Annotated in this window: 11 protein-coding genes; 7 read left to right on the forward strand and 4 right to left on the reverse strand. The window is 64.9% G+C overall.

The annotated features are described in order from the left end of the window. Window positions 1-146: 146 nt before the first annotated feature. Window positions 147-410 carry an acylphosphatase gene (locus SU48_RS10065; protein WP_064015984.1) on the reverse strand — a complete coding sequence of 88 codons (264 nt, stop codon included), beginning with the start codon at window positions 408-410 and terminating at the stop codon, window positions 147-149. Window positions 411-736: 326 nt separating this feature from the next. Between SU48_RS10065 and SU48_RS10070 the strand changes: the two genes are divergently transcribed. The 3 genes from SU48_RS10070 to SU48_RS10085 all read left to right on the forward strand — a co-directional run bounded on the left by SU48_RS10070 (window position 737) and on the right by SU48_RS10085 (window position 14,316). After that, window positions 737-11,689 carry a translocation/assembly module TamB domain-containing protein gene (locus SU48_RS10070; protein WP_064015985.1) on the forward strand — a complete coding sequence of 3,651 codons (10,953 nt, stop codon included), beginning with the start codon at window positions 737-739 and terminating at the stop codon, window positions 11,687-11,689. A 466-nt stretch (window positions 11,690-12,155) separates the two neighbouring features. After that, window positions 12,156-13,163, forward strand: a complete 1,008-nt coding sequence (locus SU48_RS10080) for an alpha/beta hydrolase (RefSeq protein ID WP_064015144.1) — start codon at window positions 12,156-12,158, stop codon at window positions 13,161-13,163. Window positions 13,164-13,251: 88 nt separating this feature from the next. Continuing rightward, entirely contained in the window at window positions 13,252-14,316 is a 1,065-nt protein-coding gene (locus tag SU48_RS10085; RefSeq protein WP_064015145.1) for a peptidase C39 family protein, read from the forward strand. Between the two features lie 168 nt (window positions 14,317-14,484). On the opposite strand, the gene SU48_RS10090 is transcribed toward SU48_RS10085, so the two are convergent. Then, on the reverse strand, window positions 14,485-14,934 hold the full coding sequence (locus SU48_RS10090; protein WP_064015146.1) for a hypothetical protein: 450 nt from the start codon (window positions 14,932-14,934) through the stop codon (window positions 14,485-14,487). A 152-nt stretch (window positions 14,935-15,086) separates the two neighbouring features. Continuing rightward, on the reverse strand, window positions 15,087-17,276 hold the full coding sequence (locus SU48_RS10095) for an ABC-F family ATP-binding cassette domain-containing protein (protein ID WP_064015147.1): 2,190 nt from the start codon (window positions 17,274-17,276) through the stop codon (window positions 15,087-15,089). A 95-nt stretch (window positions 17,277-17,371) separates the two neighbouring features. On the opposite strand from SU48_RS10095, the gene SU48_RS10100 reads away from it, so the two are divergent. Both SU48_RS10100 and trhO read left to right on the forward strand, forming a co-directional pair. Next, window positions 17,372-17,737 carry a hypothetical protein gene (locus tag SU48_RS10100; RefSeq protein ID WP_064015148.1) on the forward strand — a complete coding sequence of 122 codons (366 nt, stop codon included), beginning with the start codon at window positions 17,372-17,374 and terminating at the stop codon, window positions 17,735-17,737. 89 nt (window positions 17,738-17,826) lie between these two features. Further along, complete coding sequence (gene trhO, locus SU48_RS10105; protein ID WP_064015986.1) at window positions 17,827-18,729, forward strand: oxygen-dependent tRNA uridine(34) hydroxylase TrhO; 903 nt, start codon at window positions 17,827-17,829, stop codon at window positions 18,727-18,729. A 118-nt stretch (window positions 18,730-18,847) separates the two neighbouring features. On the opposite strand, the gene SU48_RS10110 is transcribed toward trhO, so the two are convergent. Continuing rightward, window positions 18,848-19,306 carry an Hsp20/alpha crystallin family protein gene (locus SU48_RS10110; RefSeq protein ID WP_064015149.1) on the reverse strand — a complete coding sequence of 153 codons (459 nt, stop codon included), beginning with the start codon at window positions 19,304-19,306 and terminating at the stop codon, window positions 18,848-18,850. Between the two features lie 370 nt (window positions 19,307-19,676). Here SU48_RS10110 and pyrR point away from each other — a divergent pair, with 370 nt between their 5' ends. After that, window positions 19,677-20,237: a bifunctional pyr operon transcriptional regulator/uracil phosphoribosyltransferase PyrR gene (pyrR, locus tag SU48_RS10115; RefSeq protein ID WP_064015150.1), complete on the forward strand. Its 561-nt coding sequence runs from the start codon at window positions 19,677-19,679 to the stop codon at window positions 20,235-20,237. Further along, window positions 20,234-21,160, forward strand: coding sequence for an aspartate carbamoyltransferase catalytic subunit (locus SU48_RS10120; protein ID WP_064015151.1), 927 nt, complete (start codon window positions 20,234-20,236; stop codon window positions 21,158-21,160). Before pyrR ends, SU48_RS10120 begins: the two co-directional genes overlap by 4 nt. Window positions 21,161-21,294 lie beyond the last annotated feature (134 nt).

The following is a 21,294-nucleotide window of genomic DNA, read 5'->3' on the forward strand; positions in this document are numbered from 1 at the left end:
CGTCAATTCAAGCTGAGTTCCTGAAGTTGGGAGCTTGAAAGGAGAGGGGGCTTACGGGCCTTCTCTCCCTTTTTTGGTTGAAGTTGGAAAGCGAACCCCCTTGCTGACGCAATGCCCTTCCATGAGGGGAGGATAGGGCGGCCAATTTAGTACACGTGGAAATCTTTTAACCCAGTCGCCTCGCTGTACTGGGTCTGGACTTCACGCACTCGGGCGTGGGGCGGCCCCCGGTGAAGCCAGTGCAGCAAGCGATCTAGGTCGGCTTGGTCGCCTTCTGCAATGACTTCTACCTGTCCATCGGTCAGGTTTTCGGCGTAGCCTTGAAGCTTGAGGTCGCGGGCGTAGCGCTGCACAAAACGGCGGTAGCCCACGCCCTGAACGGTTCCGGTGACAAGAGCGGTAAGGCGCATATAGGGCGCATGGTAGCGGGCGCGGGGCAGGGGCAAGTGTCTGTCAGGTTCCGCTGTGCGCCCGAGCGCTCCCACCGTGTCTGATGGTCAGGTGAGACGAGGCCCCCTGACATTCATGTGAGTGCGGCTAGAATAGCGGGAATGCCCGCTCCTGTCGTCTTGGCCGCCTCCTTGACCCGCACCCCATTCCCCGTGTGTCCGCTGTGACAGACGGCTCTGAACCCCATTTGCCTGACCCGGCCTTGCCGCCCCAACAGGGCGACCCCAAGCCGAGTCCTCGGCGCAGGCGTTGGCCTTGGGTGCTCCTGGCCATCTTTTTGGTGCTGATGGCGGTGGTCACCCTGACGCCGCGCCTGTTGGGTGGGCTGATCTTGTCCCGGCTGGGAGACGATTTGCAAATTACGGCAGACCGAACGGGCGGGCCGCTGTGGTCTCCCACTCTGTCGGGGGCCACCGTCAAACTGCCGGGAATAGAGGGCACGGCAGCCAGAGCTGGCGTCACTGTGGCGGGCGTAGACCTCGCGTCGCGCACCGTGAAGCTGAATGTGGCAGTGCAGGACGCCACCGTGAACCTGAAATTACAGGAGTTGCTGAGGGGCGGCGGCGCGGCGGGCGAAGGCGGCTGGAAAGTGGTGCTGGGCGGACTGGACGTGAACAACGCCCGCGTGAACGTGAACGGCGAGGGCGTGAATATCCCCAACGGAAGCTTCCGCGTAGAACAGGGCGAAAACGGTGCGCTGGCCGTGAAGGGCCGCACCACGGAAGGCGAACTGAACGCCGACGTGCAGGTGTCTCAAGGCAAGGACGGCAACATCTTTGGCCTGAATTTGGACGCCGATGCCCGCGTGCTGAACCACTACTGGCCGGGAGTCACGGCGGGCCGCATTACTGGGCGCTACGTCCTGAACGACGGCCCGATTCGCGGAGATTTGAAGGTGACAGACGCGGCCTTGCGCGTACCACAGGCCAAATTCGTGACTGTGAACAACGTCAACGGAACCGCCACGCACCGGGGCGACAGAGTTGATCTGAAGTTGGCGGGGCGCGGCTGGAATGGCCCGGTGAACGCGGTGGGTGCAGTCGACCTCAAGGCCCAGAACTGGAGTGTGACCGCCGACGCCGACCCGACTGTGGCTGGCCTCGCCAAAGCATTCGGCACGACTGGCACGGGCAATCTGAATTTGCGGGTCACGGCTGGCGGCTGGAGTACGGTGCGCGTGAAAGCCTATGCCAAGGGCGCGGGCCAAGTGGCGGGCGTGCCCTTCCGCGATGCCAACGTGGAATACACCCTGCTGACCGAAGACGGCAACAGCGCCGGGCAGACCAACGACTTGGCCTTCAGCGTAAAGACCGCGCTGGCCGGAAATCAGGCCATCACCGGGCGCTGGGCACTGGGCCGAACGGGAAGCGCTGAAGTACAAGGAACACTGGCGGGCCAACCCCTCACGCTGGCCGCCAAGATTGATGCACAGAATGTGTTGACGCTGGGCGGTACGGCGCTGGGCGGGCCTGCACGCGGTTCCTTCGACCTGAAAACGCAGGCTATAGACGCGGTGCTGAATCCGGAAGTGAGCGGCGTGGGCGCACGGGTGGCCCTGACCGGCAAACCCTCGGACTTGCGGGCGGCCATCAGTGGGGGCACGGTGGGGCCATTTGAGCTGGCAGGCACGGCGCAGCTGAACGCACAGGGCTTGACAGCTGACCTGCAAAGCGGGCAAGGCATGGCGGCTGGAGCAATTGCCCTCAAGCTTGACCGCGAATTTAAGGGCACTTGGAGCGCCCAGAACCTCAGCGGCGCGGGCATTACTCTGGGCGGCGAAGGGCAATTGGACGCGACGGGCGGCGACCTGACGGGCACGCTAACGGCTGGCCTGCCCGGATTGACCGCACCCCTCACTGGCCCTCTGAATCTGAATTATGTGCGGCAACGCGGCACGTTTGAACCCGGCAACCAGCGTCTGACGTGGAACGGCGATACCTTCGGCCTGAGCGCCCGCAACTTGGCGGTGGCGGGCGGCGTGACCGTGAACGGCGATTTGAACGTGACCACCGCCCTGAAAGCCACTGGCAACCTGACGGCGCGGGGCAACGGCTTCGATGTGACCGCCACCGCACGCGGCGACACGGCCAGCTTGCGCGGGGTGCTGGGTACGGCGGGCAACCGCGTGACCGTGCTGGCCGACACGCAACTCTCGGCGGGATTCCTAACAGACGCCCGCATTGAGGGGGCCGACATCGCGGGGACGGTCAGTGTGCAAGACGGGCTGCGCTTTTCTCTGACCACCGCTAATGCAGCGGGCAGGCGCGATACGGCACGCGGCGTCATTGACGGCTCCAATTGGGACGCCACAGGCCGGGTCAATCTGGCGGCCCTGCGCCCGCTCTTGCCTGCGCTGGCCGAGCAAGGGCTGGATGGAACCCTCGATCTGGCGTTGGCAGGCTTAGGCGGCAGCGCACGTGTGAATGCTTCGGCAGCGGGCGCGGGCGTCAGCGGCACTTTGCAGCGCAACGGGCAGGGGGCGCGGCAGCCCATCACCGCCGATCTGAACGTGACCTATCCGAGTGTGAGGGCGCAATTGGCAGGCCGGGTGTTTCCCAATGTGCAGGTCAGCGGCAGCGGCACCTACCGCAACGGTACCGACGCGCCGCAAACGCTGAGTGCTGTGCTGGCGGGCGAATACGGCAACCTGAATGCCCGCCTGACCGGGCGCACCGGGCCGCTCTCGTTTAGTGGCGTCACCATTCCCGCGCAGGCCGTGAATCTGACCGGAACCGTGACGCCCAACCTGACGGCGGCGGGAACGTGGGGCAATCTGAACGTGACCTACGACGCCCGCACCGGACTGGCCCGCGTGACCGGGCGGCAAACGCTGACCGCGCTGGGCCAGACCGGAACCGTGCAAGGGCGTGCCACTTGGGGGCCGGGGCGCAGCACCGATGCTGGGGGCAGCCAAACCTTCCGGGGAGCTGTGGAAGCCAGCGGCGTGCTGGATCAATACACGGTCGCGCTGAGCGGCCCTTGGGACAGCCTGAACGTGCGCCTGAGCGACGGCGAAGGCTTGCGGGCCAGCGGCAAAGCCTCGCTGCCTTCGGGCCGGTACGACGTGGATTTGCGCGGCCCGATTGCGGGCGGTACGGCGGCAGGCGGCCTCTTTATAGATGGCAATGTGACCGGCACCGGCACTGAGCCACGCGGCACCGTGAACGTGTTCGACGGCGCGGGCGGCAGTGCCAGCGTGAGCCTGCGTGGCTTTTCTGATCTGGACTTGCGGGCACGCGGCCTGACGTTGGGTGGGCAAAAACTGTACGGCGACTTGAGCGCCCGGAACAACGTTCTGAGCGGCGTCATCGACGCGGGCCCCTTCCGCCTAACCGCTGCGGGGGGCCGAGTGCGTGCAGTGGGCGAATTCGTGGGCCAAAGCGTGATCGCCAGCGGCAAACTGACCCTGCCCGCCACCGTGTCTGACCTGAATGTGCGCGTGAATGGCCCTTACCTGAGTGCCAACGCCACCGGCAGCGTGTCCGATCTGCGCGGCACGGTGCGTCTGAATGCCCAAAGTTTCGGCCCAGCAGGGGTGCGGGTCAGCATTCCGGCGCAGGTGTTGCCCCTGAACGCCTCGCTGACTGGGGCGCGGGCCAACATCGGCGGCCTGACCTTCTTGGGCGGTGACTGGAGCGGCGCGGCAAACTTGCGCTATGTCCTGAGTACGGCGGCCAACAGCACGCCCGGACAACTCCGCTTGGAAGGCAACGGCCCGCAACTGCTGGCGATTCCTTCCGGCCCGGTGGCAGGCCGTGTCACGGTGCTGCCCAGCATCGGCGGCACGCTCAGCGCCAGCCTCTCCCCCGCCCTGCCCTTCTTACCCGAAGCGGTACGGAAGGAAATTGTGCCCGGCAGACTCGTCGCGCAAATTTCGGCAGCGGGCGCAGTCCTGACCACCACTGGCACGCGCTATCTGAATGACCCGCTGAACCTCTCGGCGCGGGTGGGCTGGAAGAACGGCGTCACCGCTTCCGGCACGCTGATCCACCCCGGTTCGCGAATTCCGGTTCGCTACGACGGGCGTGACTTGACGCTAGACAGCTTGGTGCTGAATGCCCGCGCCCTGCAACCCGTGTTGCCCGGACTGACCGGAACCCTGACCGCCAGCCTGACCGTACCGAAGCTGGACTTCGCACAGGCCGATGGACGGGCGCGGGTGAATCTGGCGCTGGGAGGGCAGCGGGCAGACGGACTGGTGTCGCTGCGGCGCGGACAACTGGGAGCAGACCTGACCAGCACCCTCGCGGGCCTGAATCTGCGGGTGCGCGGGCCGCTGTATCCACAAGCCGACGCCGTGCTGAACATAGACGGCGTGCGTGGAACCCTCACCGGAAGCGCCGCCGACACACTGAATTTGCGGGCAGCGGGCGATTTTCAGGGCCAAGCTCTTGACCTGACGGCCAGTGCCGCAGGATTGACGGGCAAAGGTCAGATCAAAGTGGCGGGCAACGTGGCGGGCCAGAGCATCAATGCCAGCGGCACCCTCGTTTCCGGCGTGCTGTCAGGCCTGAATCTGCGGGTTAGTGGGCCCTATCTGAGTGCCAATGCCAGCGGCGATCTCTCCACTTTACGCGGTCTGGTACGCCTGAATGCCCAAAGCTTCGGGCCAGCAGAGGCCCGCGTCAGCCTTCCGGCTCAGGTGTTGCCCCTCACGGCATCGGTCAGCACGGGGCGCGTGAATGTGGGCGGCCTCGGCTATGCAGGCGGCCAATGGAACGGCGCGGCGAACCTGCGCTACGGCTTCGGCAGCACGCCGGGAACGCTGCAACTCGTGGGCAACGGGGCGCAACTGCTGGCCCTGCCCTCCGGCCCCGTCGCAGGCCGCGTCACGGTGCTGCCTACCATCGGCGGCACGCTCAGCGCCAGCCTCTCCCCCGCCCTGCCCTTCTTGCCGGAAGCCGTGCGGAAGGAGTTCGTGGCCGGAAGATTGATCGCCCAACTCTCAGCTACGGGTGCGGCACTGACCACCGACGGCACGCGCTATGTGGGCCAGCCGTTGGGACTGGCGGCACGGGTGAATTGGAAGAACGGCGTCACCGCTTCCGGCACGCTGACCCATCCGGGCTCGCGGATTCCGGTTCACTACGACGGGCGCGATTTGAATATTGACGGAGCCGTACTGGACGCCCGCGCCCTGCAACCGTTCCTCAGCGGCGTAACCGGAACCCTCAGCGCCAGCCTCAGCGTGCCCAAGTTAGATTTTGCAGCGGCCAGCGGGCGGGCACAGGTCAATTTGGCGCTGGGGGGTCAGCGGGCGGTGGGAGCCGTGACCGTGCAGCGCGGGCAGGTGGGCGCAGACCTGACCAGTACGCTGGCGGGTCTAGACGTGCGGGTACGCGGCCCCCTCTACCCGCAGGCCGACGCCGTGCTGAACGTGGACGGCGTGGGGGGAACCCTGACCGGAAGCGCCGCCGAGACGCTGAACTTGCGGGCAGCGGGCGTGTATGAAGGCCGGAATTTGAATCTGACCGCCAGCGCAAGCAACCTGACGACTGGGGCCGCTTCGGCACAACTGGCCGGAACCGTGTCGGGCGCGGCAGTAAATATCAGCCTTAAGCAAAATGCAGGGAAATGGAACACGGCGGGCAGCCTGAATGTGCCCGATCTGCGAACGCTGACCGCCACCAACGGTTCGGGCGGCACGGCGGGCAACCTCAGCGCCACCATCGGCGGCACGCTGGACAACCTGACCCTGAACGCGCTGGGTGAGGCGGCGGGCGTGCGCTTCTCGGCTCCGGCCAGCTACAGGGGCGGTGTGTTGCGGTTGGCGGGCGCGTCGGCCACGCTGCCCGACCTGCTGACGGTGCGAGCCAGCGGGCCAGTGTTTCCCACGCTGGGGCTGAGCGCCAAAGCCACCCTGACGGACTATCTGCCGGGAACGTACACGGTGCAGGCCAGCGGCAGCCTCTCCAAACCGGATGTGAACGCGCAGGGCACGCTGCAAAATGCGCCCACCGGACTGCAAGCCGGGGGCAGCCGCGTGACCGCCCGCCTGCTGGGGCAGGATTACCGCCTGACCTTTGTGGGCGAACCCTTGGCCGGATTTGTGCGCGGGCAACTGGGGGCGAATGCGCTGGGCGGGTTGTTGGATTCCCGCCTCGCCCTGAACACCAGCTACATCGGCTCGGACGGCCTGCGCGTGGCCCTGACCGGCGCAAGCGGCTGGAATGCCCGCCGGGGCTGGCTGGGCAGCTTGCAGGCACGTGGCACACTAGGAGAAAACAACGCCCTGAACGCGACGCTTAACGGCTCCGGCCCGCTAAATCTGGCGGCCACGCTGCGTACCCCCTTCAATGGACAGCTCCGGACTGCCAGCGTCACCGGAACCCTGCCCGCCGATCTGCCTTTCCGGCCCGGCGGCACGCTGGATTTGGCCGCGCTGGACGTGGGCGCACTGTGGGGACGCGCCGGACAACTGGCCCTGACCGGGCAGGCCACGCTGGGCGGCGGCACTTGGAGCAAGCTGGACGCGCAGTTCGCAGGCCGGATAGAGGACAGTGCGGGCGAATTGACAGGCGATCTGGGGGCCACCTACCGCGCAGGAGACGTTTCGGTGCGGCTGGCCGGAGAGCGCGTGGCGGGCGGCGCGGTGCTGGCGGGCGGCAAGTACGACCTGACCTTGCGGGCCGAACCGTTGCGACTGGCACGGCTCTTACCTGTGAATCTGGATATGGACGCCCTCACTTTCGGCGGCACGGTCACGGCAGCGGGAACGTTGGCGGGCGGGCCATCCAAAGTGACCTTGCGGAATCTGGCGCTGAAGGGTGAGCAGGGCAGCATTCGGGACAGCGGCATCGGGCCATTCAGCCTCTACGGCAGCGCTTCCTATGTATGGCAGCCGGGCGGCCAAAATGTGCTGGAAGCCGCGCTGGACGGCAGCTTGCGCGGCGGAGTCTTGCAGGCGCGGGGCCAGTTGCCCGCAGGCGTGCGCGTGACGGCGCGGGACATAGACGCCCGCACACTGGGCGCAGGCGTGCTGGGCGCGGCCCTGAACCTGACGGGCGACCTGACCAACCCGGCAGTCGCGGGGCAAGTCAGTACGGTGGCCGACGCCTTCGACGCCCGCGTGATCTTGTCCGGGCGGGCACTCAGCCTGAAGGCCAATGCGCGGGCCGACCTGAAAGGCAACGCCACAGGCACGCTGTACGCCGAAGCCTCCGACCTGAATCTGACGGCGGGCGCGGCGGGGCTGGAAAGCTTGCAGGCACGGGTTTACGGGACTGTCGCCAGCGGTGGAAACTCGGCCAAGTTGGACTTGAACGGCGTGTGGCCCGCGTTAGCTGGAACGGCAACTGCTACTGTCGGCGGAGTGGCTCAGCCCATCACCCTGACCGGAGACGGACGCGGCGGCTACGCCCTCGGCGGCGGCGAACTGGGAGCCGGAAGCGTGACCCTGACGCGCACACAGGGCTTCATTCCAGCACTGGCCGGAACGTTGCGCCTGACGCCGTTGCCCTTGGTAGGCGGCACGGGCGCGGCCACCGCCGACGTGACTTTGGGCGGCACCCTGACCGCTCCCACACTGGCGGCCACCCTCACCACCCGTGACGCAGCCCTCAGCGGCGTCACGCTGGCCGATACCACCGGAAGTATCACGGGCACGCTGGCTAACCTGAGCGGCACACTGGCGCAGGCCGGGGCCACCGTTGCCACGCTGAACGGGCAGACTGTAACTCTGACGGGCCTCACCGCTTCGGTTGCTGGGGCCACTGTGAAAGCCACAGGCACGGCGGGGTTGAACGGAACCGCCGACGTAAATCTGGTCAGCAGTGGCGCACTGGACGGCAACTTGAAGGCCACATACCGCGCCCGTGCCCTCTCGCTGGACGGGACACTAGCCGCGCAAGGCGTGACGGCGGCGCTGAATCTGGACGCCGATCCCTTCACCGGCTGGCACGGCACCGCCCGCCTGACCGGTGGCCCCGCCGGAGTGCTGACCCAGCCCGCCACCCTGACCCTCAGCGGCCCATTTGCCCACCCGCTCGCCACCGGAGACGCCGGACTGCTGGGCGCGGGGGCGAAGATTGTCGCCAGCAGTACGGGCGTGCAGGTGCGTCTGGTAGACGGCCCCGGAGCCACCGCCAGCGGAGCCATAGAACTGCGGCCCAACGCGGCGGGCCAGTGGCAATGGCTGGGAGCCACCAGCCTGACCCGCCCCGAACTCAGCCTGAGCGTCACGCCTTCTGGCCCGCTGGCCGACCCCAATCTGGTGCTGAGCCTGCGCCGGGGCGAGTGGCGGGCCAGCGGCACAGCCAGTCTGCGGGCCGCCGATCTGAACGTCAGCGACGGTCTGAAGGATGGCCGGATCACTTGGACAGACCAGACCGTGCGGGCCGACTTGCCGGGCCTCGACCTCTCGCGCTTGGGAATTAACCTGAGTGGGACGGCACTCACAGGCCGCGTGACCGCGCAAGGGGCCATCAGCACCGATACCCGCGACGGCCAACTGACGCTGAATATTCAGGACGTGACCACCGACTACGAGGTGCCGTATCTGGGCCTGAAGGTGAACGGCGACGTACAGGCCACCGTAAATCTGACCGCTGGAAAACCCACTGTGCAGGCGAGCGCCACCTTGCCCGCCGGAACCTTGACCCTGAACGCCCAGCAGACCGACAAGAACTGGACAGGCCGCCTGACCGGATCGCTGGCGCAGGACGGCGGCACACTGGCCCTGAACGTGGGTGCAGACGCGGCGGGCCTGACCGGAAACGTGACAGTCACGCGCTACCCGGTGTCGGGCGCGGGCCAGAGCGTGCGAGTCGACGGCACGGTGGCGCTGGGCGGCCAGACCTTCAGCGCCAACCTGACCGCCGCCAACGACATGGGAGAAGCCCGCGTGATCGGTTCGGGCGGGCTGGCCGACGTGGTGCCTGCCCTGAGCAGCGTGCTGGCCGTGCGTCCCACCGATCAGGGCTACAACCTGCGGGCCACGCTGGACGCCGTAGAACTGAAAGAACTGGCGATTGCACCCGCCTTGTCGGGCCGGGTCAGCGGCGAGGCCAACATCAACGACGGTGGCGGCACTTTTGTAATTCGCAGCGCAGGCCTGACGCTGGGGCCGAAGACCCTGCCCGCCCGTATAGAAGGCACGCAAATTGGCGGCGACTGGCGCATTCGCGGCTTTTTGGGCGAATCCGACCTGTTCGGCGGCCTCAGCGGGGGCGAACTGTTCGGAAACGTGACGCTGAAATCCTTCCCCGTAGGCGCAATCGTGGGCGCACTGGTGGGCAACAGCCCCGGCGAGGGCATCGTGACCGGAGTGGCCCGCTTCCGGGTTCCGGTGGCCGACCCGCTGGCAGGCACCGCCACCGTGGTGGCCGAACGAATCCGCGTGAGTGCGACCAGCGGCACAGGCGAGGGCCGCATCACCGAAACGCTGCTGGGTTCCGGCACACTGGATTACGCGGCGCGGGAACTGCGGAACGTGAATATCCAGTTGGCCGGGGCCGGAACGTGGAATGTGCGCGGAGCCTTCAGCCGCTCCAACGTGGGCCTGACCGCGCAATTCACCAACACGACCTTTACCCCGGTGCTGGTGCTGGTGCCCGCCATTGCCGACCTTGACCCTAGCCTGAAAGGAACCCTGACCCTAGAGGTGGCCGGAACCTATGACCGCCCGCGTGGACAGGTGCGGGCCAGCAACCTGAGTGGCACGTTGGCGGGCCTGAGCCTGCAAGTGCCGACCTTCTCGGGCGATCTGCCAGATTCGGGCGCATTTACAGCCAGCGGGCGCGTGCTGACGGGCGGCGTGGTGGGCAGCGACGGCACCCTGAACGCCAGCGGCCAACTGACGTTGGGCGACCTGAGCCAAACCCGCGTGCGCTTTGAAGGGCTGCTGGCCCCACAAGCACTGGGCGCACTCCCCAACACCACCGTCACGCTGGCGCAGGCCACAAGCGGCTGGACGCTGGACGCCCAGAGCCGCAGCACCAACCCTGTGACCGGAACCGGAACCCTGAGCCTGACCGGACAGATTGCGCCGCGCTGGGACTTGGCCCTGAGTGCCCGCAACTACAACTTGCCGTTGGCGGTCATTTATGCCCGCGAGAGCGCGCTGAATGCCGACCTGCGTGCGGTGGACGACGGAACCCTGATCCGCGTGAGTGGGGCCGCCGACTTTCTGCGCCTGACGCTGGGGCGCGTGGGGGCCACCGCCACCATTCCCGCACCGGGTCAGACCACCACCGAGGGCGGCAGCGGCGCGAACGGGCGCACCACCGACAGCTACGCGACCCCGCTGCCCGACATCTATTCCACCTTCCCCGAACTGGGCCGCGATCCCAACGCACCCGCCCCCGCTCGCCCCTTCCTCCAGCGCCTCGTGCTGGAAGACATTCCGGTTCGCGCCCCCAACGGCATCCGGGTAGACGAAGCCCTCGCCCGCGCCGAATTTGGCGGCTCCTTGGTGGTGTCGGGGACGGGCGCACAACCGCGCATCACGGGCGACATCACGTCTCAGCGCGGCAGTATTTTCCTGCGTGAAAACGAATTCGCCATCCAGAGCGGCCTCGTCAGCTTCACCGGTCAGAGCCTCTTTCCGACCTTTGCGATTCTTGCCAGCGGCAACGTGCAGGCCAGCACCACCGGGCAGCGCGTGCCCGTGACGCTGGACGTGAAGGGCGAATTCCGCACCCTCGCCAGCGGAGCCAGCACGCTTGACCTGACCACCGCGCTGCGCTGCACGGCCAACGCCGGGGGCACGGGCAGCAGCGAATGCACCGATCCCGCCACCACGCAGGCCTACAGCGAGGCGCAACTGTACGCGCTTGTCGCCACAGGCGTGCCCAACCTAGAAACGCTGCCCGGCAACCTGACCGCACTGGGGGCCAGCGCCCTGCAAACCGCGCTGAACATCTTTGTGCTGGGAGAAATAGAGCGCAACGTGGCCCGCGCCCTCGGCCTGGACGTGTTCCGCCTGACGCCCAACCTCTCTACAGCAGACGGCAGCCTCGGCGCGACCATCACGCTGGGATCGTACCTGACGCGCAATCTGTACTTGCAATACCAAACCGACCTGACGGGCGCGGGCCTCATCGACGCCACGTATTCCACGCCCGACAAGCAATTTACCTTCAAGGTCAGCACGCCCCTGAACGGGCTGGACTTGCAGAGCGTGCGCCCCAGCTTCAGCGCCGCCTACAACGTGAATGACCGCGCCAGCGTGAGTGTGGGCGTGCAGAACAACCCTGAAAGTACGAGGCTGCGGTTTGGGGTGACGTATAGGATTCGGTGAGGGTTTGAAAGAATGCGCTCTGGCCCTACTGTAGCTATCTACTGCAACAGCACCATTTACTTCATAATTAGGGGAAAATATTAAAACTTTAATGATTTTCAACACAATCTACATCATGTTTCTGGTACTTTTTGCATCCGTCTATTATGTCTCTTATCTGTCAGGTGGTGTCAACACCGACATGCAAAGCAATGGCTCCGGCCCCATCTCCTATATAGACATAAACATCGTTTCCATCAAGTTCAGGTATGATTCCAATTCAGGCGTATCAGTTCTGAATCTACCATTCATGCTCGCAATTCTGCTGAGTATCATTAATATTGTCTGGATGTCCGTTCTTTTACGCAAGCAACGGTAATCATCTATTTCTCTCATTTGTTCAGCCAGTGAGATCGTCTGAAAGCAGAACTAGCTCTCCTGAACTCCCGACTTTGCCCGCTCCCATACACCCGCTACACTTCCTCCTATGTCTGTTTCTGTCGCAGGTTCTCAGGTCACTTTTTCGGCTCCGGCGGGGGCGGCGGCGTTGGTGGGCGACTTTACCGATTGGCGCAAACGCCCCGCGCTGCCCGTGGTGGCGGGCCAGTCCATTACGCTGAGCCTGCCGCGCGGCGCGTGGGTGGAATATGCGTGGCTGGACGAGGCGGGCACGCCTTTTGCCGACCCCGACAACGCCCAAAAGTCGCTAAATCCTTGGTGGCCCTACCCGCGTGCGGTGGTGGTGGGCCAGTACACGCAGCACCCGCTGTGGGCCGCGCCCGACGCCACCCGCAAGGGCACGGCGCACCGCCTGACGTGGGAAGGTACGGTGTTTCCCGGCACACGCCGCGCCATCGTGTACACGCCGCACGGGTATCACTCGTCTCAGGCCGTGCCTATTTACTACGTGCAGGACGGCGTGGCCTTTTACCGCACAGGCAAACTGGGCGAGGTGATGGACAGGGCGGTGGAAGCTGGCTTGGCGTCGGGCGCGGTGTTGGTGTTCGTGGAACCCGGAGACCGCAGCGCCGAGTATTACCTGAATGACCGCTATCTGGACTTCCTGCAATCCGAAGTGTTTCCACGTGTGGAAGGCGAACTTGCCACCGCCAGCGAGCGCGGCTTGTGGGGCGCGAGCCTCGGCGGGCTGATCAGCCTGCATCTGGGCGCGGCCCACCCGGAACTCTTTTCCCGCGTGGTCAGCCACAGCGGGGCGTTGATTGCGCGGCCCGGTGCCGAAAAAGACGGCATCATCGACACGACGACTGCCGGGGAATGGCTGCGCGAACGCCTGAGCGTTTCTCCGCCCACGCACCTGAAAACCAGCCTCGATACAGGCGTATTGGAATGGCTGGCTGCCCCGAACCGCCGCATGGCCGCCCTCTTTGCCGACGCCGATTTACCCCACCAGTACCGCGAATATGCCAGCGGCCACAACTGGGTGACGTGGCGGGCCGCGTTGCCGGAAGCGTTTTTGTATATGCAGGGTAGATAGAACGTCAGAGTCTTTCCGCACTGCTCCGGCCCGCACGGCCAGCCAAACTCACCCGCCGCACCCCTCCCACACGGCATAGTCAGTGGCAATGCAACTTCCCATTCTCCTTTCACTGATGCTGCTGGGCAGCGCGGGGGCTTCCACCATGACCTATCCGGCGTCAACCACCACCCTTCATGAGCGGGCGCAGGACTGGGCAGGCGCGGAATTGCGCGGCGTAGAGGTGCGCGGGCAAACGCTGATGCTGGCCGCAGGCGCAACGAGCGGCACGCTGACCGGGCAGCCCATCAAGGTGGCGGCTTTCGACGAACTGGTGCCCTCTTGGAACAGCACCACCCCCGGCGCGGGCAGCGTGACGCTGGAAGTGCGGGCGCAAACGGGCACAGCTTGGACGCGCTGGTTTTCCTTCGGGACATGGAGCAGCGCTGATGGGCGGGCCAGCCTGAACGGGCAAAAGGACGCAGCGGGCCAGATCCTGACCGATACCTTGCGCCTGAGTGCCAAAGCCACAAGTTACCAGTACCGCGTGACGTTGCGCGGGGCGGGAACGAGCGTGCGCCTCTTGGCCTTCAATACTTCTGACCGGGCCAAGCGGGCCGCTGGATTGGGACAGGCCAGCAACCGGGCGGCGTGGGGCAAAGTCACCGACGTGCCGCAGCGTTCGCAAATGGTGTTCGCGGAGGGTGCGGGCTGGTGCAGCCCCACGAGTACCTCCATGATTCTGGCCCTCTACGGCGTGAATGTGGCCGTGCCCACCGCCGCCAAAGGCATGTTTGACCGCGTCTACGAGGGCACGGGCAACTGGCCCTTCAATACTGCTTATGCGGGCGAGAAAGGAATGAGGGCCTTCATTACTCGCCTGCCGAGCCTCGCTGCCGCAGAGAAATACACGGGTGCAGGCCTGCCGTTGGCGGTCAGTTTGGGTTGGAAGGCAGGCGAATTGCCCGGTGCGCCGATTCCCAGCAGCGACGGCCACCTGATGGTACTGGTAGGTTTCGACAAATCCGGCAACCCCGTGATGAATGACCCCGCCGCCCCCACCGACGCGGGCGTGCGGCGCACCTATCCCCGCGCCCCCTTTGAAAAGCTGTGGCTGACGCATTCGGGCGGGCTGAGCTACGTGATCGCGCCGCAGGGAATAGCGTTGCCCTGAGGGACGGGGATCGTGGATCGTAGGAAAGGCGCAAGGCCAGTCAGATTAACTCGACTGGCCTTGCGTTTAGGGTTGTTGTGGAGGAGTGAGGATTCTAGCTTTGGCGGCCAAAAGATGCACGGTTGTTAACCACAATCCACGATCTACTCTCCACGTTCCAGCCCCGCTTTATCGGCTGATGCTGGCGCGGGGTTCCAGTGCGTAAAACGACACCAGAGCGACCAACGTGCCGACCCAACCGGGAGCGCTGCCCAACGAGAGTTCGAAGTTGCGGCCCAGCACGGTGCTGCCCAACTGCCCGACGAGTTGATCGCCAGTCTGCTGTGCCACCACGTTCCAGCCCACGATGGGTTCGCCCATGTAGCCAGTCACGCGGTCTACGCCACGCAGCGTCAGCTTTTGCGAGCCGACGTTGCCTTTCAGTTCCCCGTCTTGAAGCTCGATCTTGAACGGGTCAGCGCCGACAGTGCCCTGTACGCCGCGTTCCGTAATTTCGAGGTCGATGTCTTTGCCGTGGAGCTTGCCACCTGCGCGGCCTGTGATGCGGTCACCGTCGATGACACAGCGGATGTCGTATCCGTCTGCTCCACCCAAACGGCCCTTAATCTGGTCTTCCATGCGGCGAAGTATAGCGGGGCAGGATGGGGTAAGGATGCGGGTCAACCTACCGCCGTTCACATTTTGACGATTCCCAAAGTCCGCAACACCGTCCTAGACGCAAAAAGATACCGCCGACTTGGCCGCCCCGCTGCATTAACAGTCCAGTGGGATCAGATTGATACAGGCTCTGGCACAGGCTTCTTGCTGCCGCCCACCAGCCCCACCCGCTCGAAATAGGCGCGGCGGGTGAGCAGTAGGCCGCCCTCGCCCAGCCGGACACGCCCTACATTCCAGCGCTCGAACAGGATGCGGAGTGCCCCGCCCAGCAGCGCCGCGCCGTACCACGCGGGCAACTCGGCAGAGGAAACGACGCTCCAGCGCAGGCATTCCCCGTCCCAAGCCAAATGCGGGCAACCCGGATCGTGCGCCGCCCAAAACATGCCCCCCCGCATCACACGTTCTTCCCGTTGACCCTTAGACGCCGCACTCTCCGCCCCCCACTCCCCAAACTTCTGCCCCCGCACCGTCAGCGGAGGCTCACGCACCTGAGCGTCGTAGTTGGGCGCGGCAAACGCTTCGGCGTACAGGTCATACAGGTGGTGCTGAAGCTGATGCGTTTGCGCCCGCAGCCGCGCTTCTTCCCGTCCGGTGAGTGCGCCTGTGGCATTCAGACTGACGCGGGCCTCCAGCAACTGATTTTCGACGGCCACCAACCGCTGCCGGGGCGTGGGCAAGGGCGGCGGCGGCGGCGGATCGCCGGTCAGCGAGCGGGCCGGGTCAAGGTACTCGCTGCCCTTCCAGCCGGAAGACGCCCAACCGGTGACCTCACGCAGGGCCGCATCTTCGATGACCCACAGCCGATTGGCGACTTCGCGGGCAAAACGGCGGTCATGGGTGACGATAACAACAGCGCCGCCGTAGGCATGAACGGCTTCCTCTAGGGCTTGCAGGGCGTCCACGTCCAGATGGTTGGTGGGTTCGTCCAGCAGCAACAAGTCGGCCCGCAGCGCACTCACCAGCGCCAAGCCTGCCCGCGCCCGCTCTCCGCCCGACAGGACTTCCGGCAACTTGGGCCAGTCGGCAGCCACGAAACCCGCACCGCCCAGGAGGGCTTTGGCCCGCCCGCCAAAGCGCCGCTCGAACTGGGGCCGCAGCGCCTCGCCTGGGTTCAGGCCGTGCCAAATCTGATCCAGATACGCCACCGTGACGCCGCCCGCCACGCGCAGCACGGGTTCCGGCTGACCCAACGGGGGCGCGTCGGCGTGCAGGATTCCGGCGAGCAGCCCCAGCAGGGTGCTTTTGCCCGTGCCGTTGGCTCCCATCAGCGCCACGCGGTCTCCCTGCCGCAGCTTGAAGGCCACTTCCCGCAAAATAGGGTGATCGGTATACGTTTTGCTGAGATGCTCGCCCCACGCCACCAGCGGGGCGCGGGCGCTTCCGGCCAGCAGGCGCATTCGCAGTTGGCGTTCAGGCAAGGGGGCTTCGGCTAGGGGCAGGCGCTGGGCGCGGTTTTTGAGGGGGCGGGAGCGGCGGCCCCACACGTCCAGCCGCTCGGCGCTACCTTCCAAGCGGGCGGCTTCCTGCTGGCCGAGGCGGGCGGCGCGGGATTGGGTGCGGCGCTCTAGTTCTCGCTGGGCACGGGCGCGGGAATAGCCGCCCGCGTATTCGGTGGCTCCTCCGCCTTCCAGCCACAGGCTGCGGCCCGCCACCGCATCCAAAAAGTCGCGGTCATGGCTGGTGAGAATCACGCCGCCACCAAAATCGCGCAGCCAGCTTTCCAGCCATTCACGCATACGGATATCGAGATGGTTGGTGGGTTCGTCCAGCAACAGCAGATCAGGTTCGCGGGCCAGCGCGAGGGCCAAAGCCAGCCGAGTCCGCTCGCCGCCCGACAGCGACGCCGCATCGCGCCCCATGAAGCGGGTGAGATCAAGGACACCCAGAATGCGGGCCATGCGTGAGGGCCATGCATAGGCCTGAAGATCGTCCAGGCGGGCGTGCAGGGCTGTCCACGCACTCAGCGCGTCGGGGTTGCCCAAGTCGGCTTCCAGCGTCAGCAACTCGGTTTCCAGTTCGCGGTAAGGGTGAGCAGCGGCCACCAGATCGCGCACGCGCACACCCTCTGCATGGGCATGATGCTGGGCCAACACTGCCACCCGCAGGCCGTCCTCGCGCCAGACCTCGCCCTCATCGGGAATCAGTTCGCCCGTCAGCACCCGCAGCAGCGACGTTTTGCCCGCCCCGTTGCGCCCCAGCAGGGCCACCCGCTCGCCCCGCTGCACGTTCAGACTCACGCCCGACAGCACCGCCCGCTCGCCAAATGCGAGGGAGATGGATTCGGCGGTGAGGAGCGTGGACATGCAGGAGAGAGGCTAGCAGGAAAGGTGCGGGGGCAAATGCGCCACAAGGCTCAGAACATCAGAAAGCCAACAGGCGAAGCACTTAGATTGATCATGTGACCAACAGACAAATTAAAACAGGTCGGTGGATTGTTGGCAGCATTCTCAGCCTGATCTTGGGTCTGACTGTGTTTGGGGCAGTGGCACGCCTCTTGTTAGGTTTTGATCTCTCTTATGCTGTGCGACTGACCCTTACATTTTTTCTCTGTTGGATGGTGTTTCGAGGATTTTTCTGGGCGCGAGTCATGCTGAGCTTGCTCCTCGTCTGGACAGCTTTCCAACTTTTTATCGTGACCCCAGAACTATCAGGAATGCTCCGAATGGGATGGCTCGTCATTGGCCTGCTCTATTTGGCTAGCGCCCTCAGTCTTGTTGCTCTTCCGCAAGTCAGGTCGTATTTCCGGTATAGCCAGCAACCGTAAACCACCTGCCTTTGCCGCGGCCCCCACCGCTTATACTGCCGCCCGTGATGGCCGCGATTGCCCCTGTATCCAAAGTGTCTGTATCAGAAATGTCTGTACCTAAAGCGACAGAACCAAGTGCCCCGTATATCGTGGCTGCCCTCTACCAGTTCCGCGCCGTGCCAAACGCGGCGGCCCTGCGTGAGCATCTGCTAGACATTGCCACCTGCCTAGGCTTATGCGGCACCCTGATCGTTGCGCCCGAAGGAATCAATGGCACGCTGGCCGGAACGCGGGAAGCGGTGAGCGAGTGGCACGCGGCCCTGATCGCCGCCGGATTTACGGGCATGGAATACAAGGAATCCGCAAGCGCCGAGCAGCCCTTCAAGCGCCTGAAAGTGCGGCTGAAACGCGAGATCGTGACGATGGGCGTGCCCGTGACGCCACCTGAAGAGGCGGGCCGATACGTGACACCCGCCGAGTGGAACGCGCTGCTGCAAGACCCGGATGTGTTGGTCATAGATACGCGCAACAGGTATGAGGTCAAGGCGGGCACGTTTCAGGGCGCGGTGAACCCCGAAATAGACTCCTTCCGCGAGTTTCCGGCGTGGGCCGACGAGCAGTTGCGGGGTCAGGAAGGCAAACGGATCGCCATGTTCTGCACGGGCGGGATTCGCTGCGAAAAAAGCACCAGCTTGCTGCGTCAGCGCGGCTTTACCGATGTGCTGCACTTGCAGGGCGGCATTCTGGGCTATCTGGAACACGTGCAGAGTGACCAAAGCCTCTGGAACGGTGAGTGCTTTGTCTTCGATGGCCGCGTGACAGTGGGACACGGCCTAGAAGTCGGCGCGGGCGAAATGTGCCACAGTTGCGGTTGGCCTCTGACGGCAGAGGAAACCGCGCACGCCCACTTTGAACGCGGCGTGAGTTGCGGGCATTGCCACGCCCAGACGACGGACAAGCAAAAGAGGCAGTTTCGGGATCGGCAGCGGCAGATGGACGGGCGAGAATAAAGAACGTGGAGTGTAGATCGCGGGAAAAGCCTAACCACGATCTACACTCCACACTCCACGATCCAATAAAAAAGCCCGCCCACACCGCTACCGATGTAGGCAAACTTCTAACCTCTCTTTATGCGCTCGGAGCGTCTACCGTCTTGGGTGCGGCTTCCAACTGCCCGCCTGTGCGAACCGTCACCGTGCGCTTCTGGGCGGCTTCACTGCGGGGCACACGCAGGGTCAGCGTGCCGTTCTGGTAGTCGGCTTCCACCTTGGTCAGGTCGTATTTAGCGGGCACGCTGAAGGTGCGGGCCAATACGCCGTGTGCGCGTTCTACACGGTGTGCAGTGCGGCCTTCGCGGCGGCTGTAGGTGCGCTCGGCCTGCACGGTCAGGGTCTGGTTCTCGGCCTCGATCTGAATGGCGTCGGCCTGCACGCCAGGCAAATCGAGGGTCAATTCCAGTCCGGTTTCGTCCTCATGCACATCTACCGGGGGGGCGAGGCGGGCGGGGGCGGTGCTGGCCGCGCCAAAGGCACGATCCATGCGCTGGGTCAATTCTTCAATGTCACGGAAGGGATCAAATCGCATCACTGTTCATACCTCCTGAGATTGGTCGCGCTGGCCGCTGCTTTCTTGGCCTCGCGCTGATAGAGATATGCTATTACTTGAGTGCCATCGTGTCAAGTTTAGTGCAGCTTTAGCGGAAGGTAATATTTTTTGGAAGCGGCGCAGTGGTCAAGTCCCGCCCACCTGATAGACTCGCCTGCGGAAGTAGGTCAAGCCTGACCTGATCCACCGAGAAGCACAGCCACCTTTCTCAGCGATCCCGTGAGGTCGCGCCCGCCCTGTGAGGCAGGAGAGGAGTTCATATGAATGCCCAGATAAATCCACGCCTGACATCTGTATCCCAAACACGCCGACAGCCCGCGCTGGACGGTCTTTTTTTTGTTGGGGGCACTCCATGACGCCCCAGCCCAAAGCCACCATCCTGACCGCCGACGAGGTGCGCCGCGCCATGACGCGCATTGCCCACGAGATCGTGGAGCGCAACAAGGGCGCGGAGAATCTGGCCCTGATCGGCGTGCACACGCGGGGCATTCCGCTGGCCGCGCGGCTGGCCGCCAAGCTGGAAGAACTGGAAGGCGTGGCGATTCCCACTGGAATGCTGGACATCACGCTGTACCGCGATGACCTCTCCGAGATTTCGCACCAGCCTGTGATCCGCGAAACGCATGTGCCGTTTGATCTGGCCCGCCGCCGCGTGATTTTGGTGGATGACGTGCTGTACACGGGCCGCACCGTTCGCGCCGCGCTGGACGCCCTGATTGATTTGGGCCGCCCGGAAGGAATTCAGTTGGCGGTTCTGGTAGACCGGGGCCACCGCGAATTGCCGATTCGGGCCGACTACGTGGGCAAAAACCTACCGACGGCCAAGTCGGAACTGGTGAAGGTGAAGTTGCTGGAAACGGATGGTCTAGACCTTGTCGAACTCTGGGACTTGAACGGGACGGCAGACCAATGACCGCCCGCCCGCGCCACCTGCTGGACTTTGAAGGCTGGACGCCCGAACGCCTGACCGCCCTGCTGGACAACGCCGACACTATGAATCAGGTGCTGGAACGGCCCGTGAAGAAGGTTCCGGCGCTGCAAGGCCTGACGGTCTGCACGGCGTTTTTTGAGAATTCCACCCGCACCCGCATCAGCTTTGAACTGGCTGCCCGCCGCATGAGTGCCGATGTGGTCAGCTTTGCCACCGGAAACAGCAGCGTCAGCAAGGGCGAGAGCCTGCGCGACACCATCGAGGTGCTGACGGCCTACAAGGTAGACGCTTATATCGTGCGCCACGCCGCTGCCGGGGCCGCGCATCTGGTGGCCCGCTACAGTGGCAAACCCGTGATCAATGCGGGCGACGGACGCCGCGCTCACCCCACGCAAGCCCTGCTGGACGCCTACACGGTGCGGCAGGAATACGGCTCGCTGGAAGGCAAAACGGTTGCCATTATCGGAGATATTCGCCATTCACGGGTGGCCCGCAGCAACGCCGAATTGTTGCCTAAGCTGGGAGCAAAAGTCGTGCTGTGCGGCCCCGCTACGCTACTTCCGGCAGATTTGGCGGCCCTCCCCGGAGTCACGCTGACCACCAACCCGCGTGAGGCGGTGCGCGGCGCACACGCGGTCATGGCCCTGCGCCTGCAAAGCGAGCGCATGAGCGGCGGCTACCTCGGCAGTTTGCAGGAATACGCCGACGTGTATCAGGTGAACGAGCGCCTGTTGGCAGAGGCCGAAGCGGGCGCAATCGTGCTGCATCCGGGGCCGATGAACCGTGACCTGGAAATCAGCGCCGACACCGCCGACAGCCCCAGAAGCCGCGTGCTGAAACAGGTAGAGAATGGGCAGGCAGTCCGGATGAGCGTGCTGTATCACCTGCTGGTTGGGCGCGAGTAAGAAATGAGGCGGGCTTTGTTGGCTGGCCTGATGCTGACGCAAGGGTGGGCGGGGGCGTGTTCACCAGCCAAACCCTCTGCTTCATTCCTGAAAGCCAATAAGCAACTGTCGGCCCTTCAATCAAGTCCCTGCAC

The organism is Deinococcus puniceus (genome assembly GCF_001644565.1).
Classification (GTDB): domain Bacteria; phylum Deinococcota; class Deinococci; order Deinococcales; family Deinococcaceae; genus Deinococcus; species Deinococcus puniceus.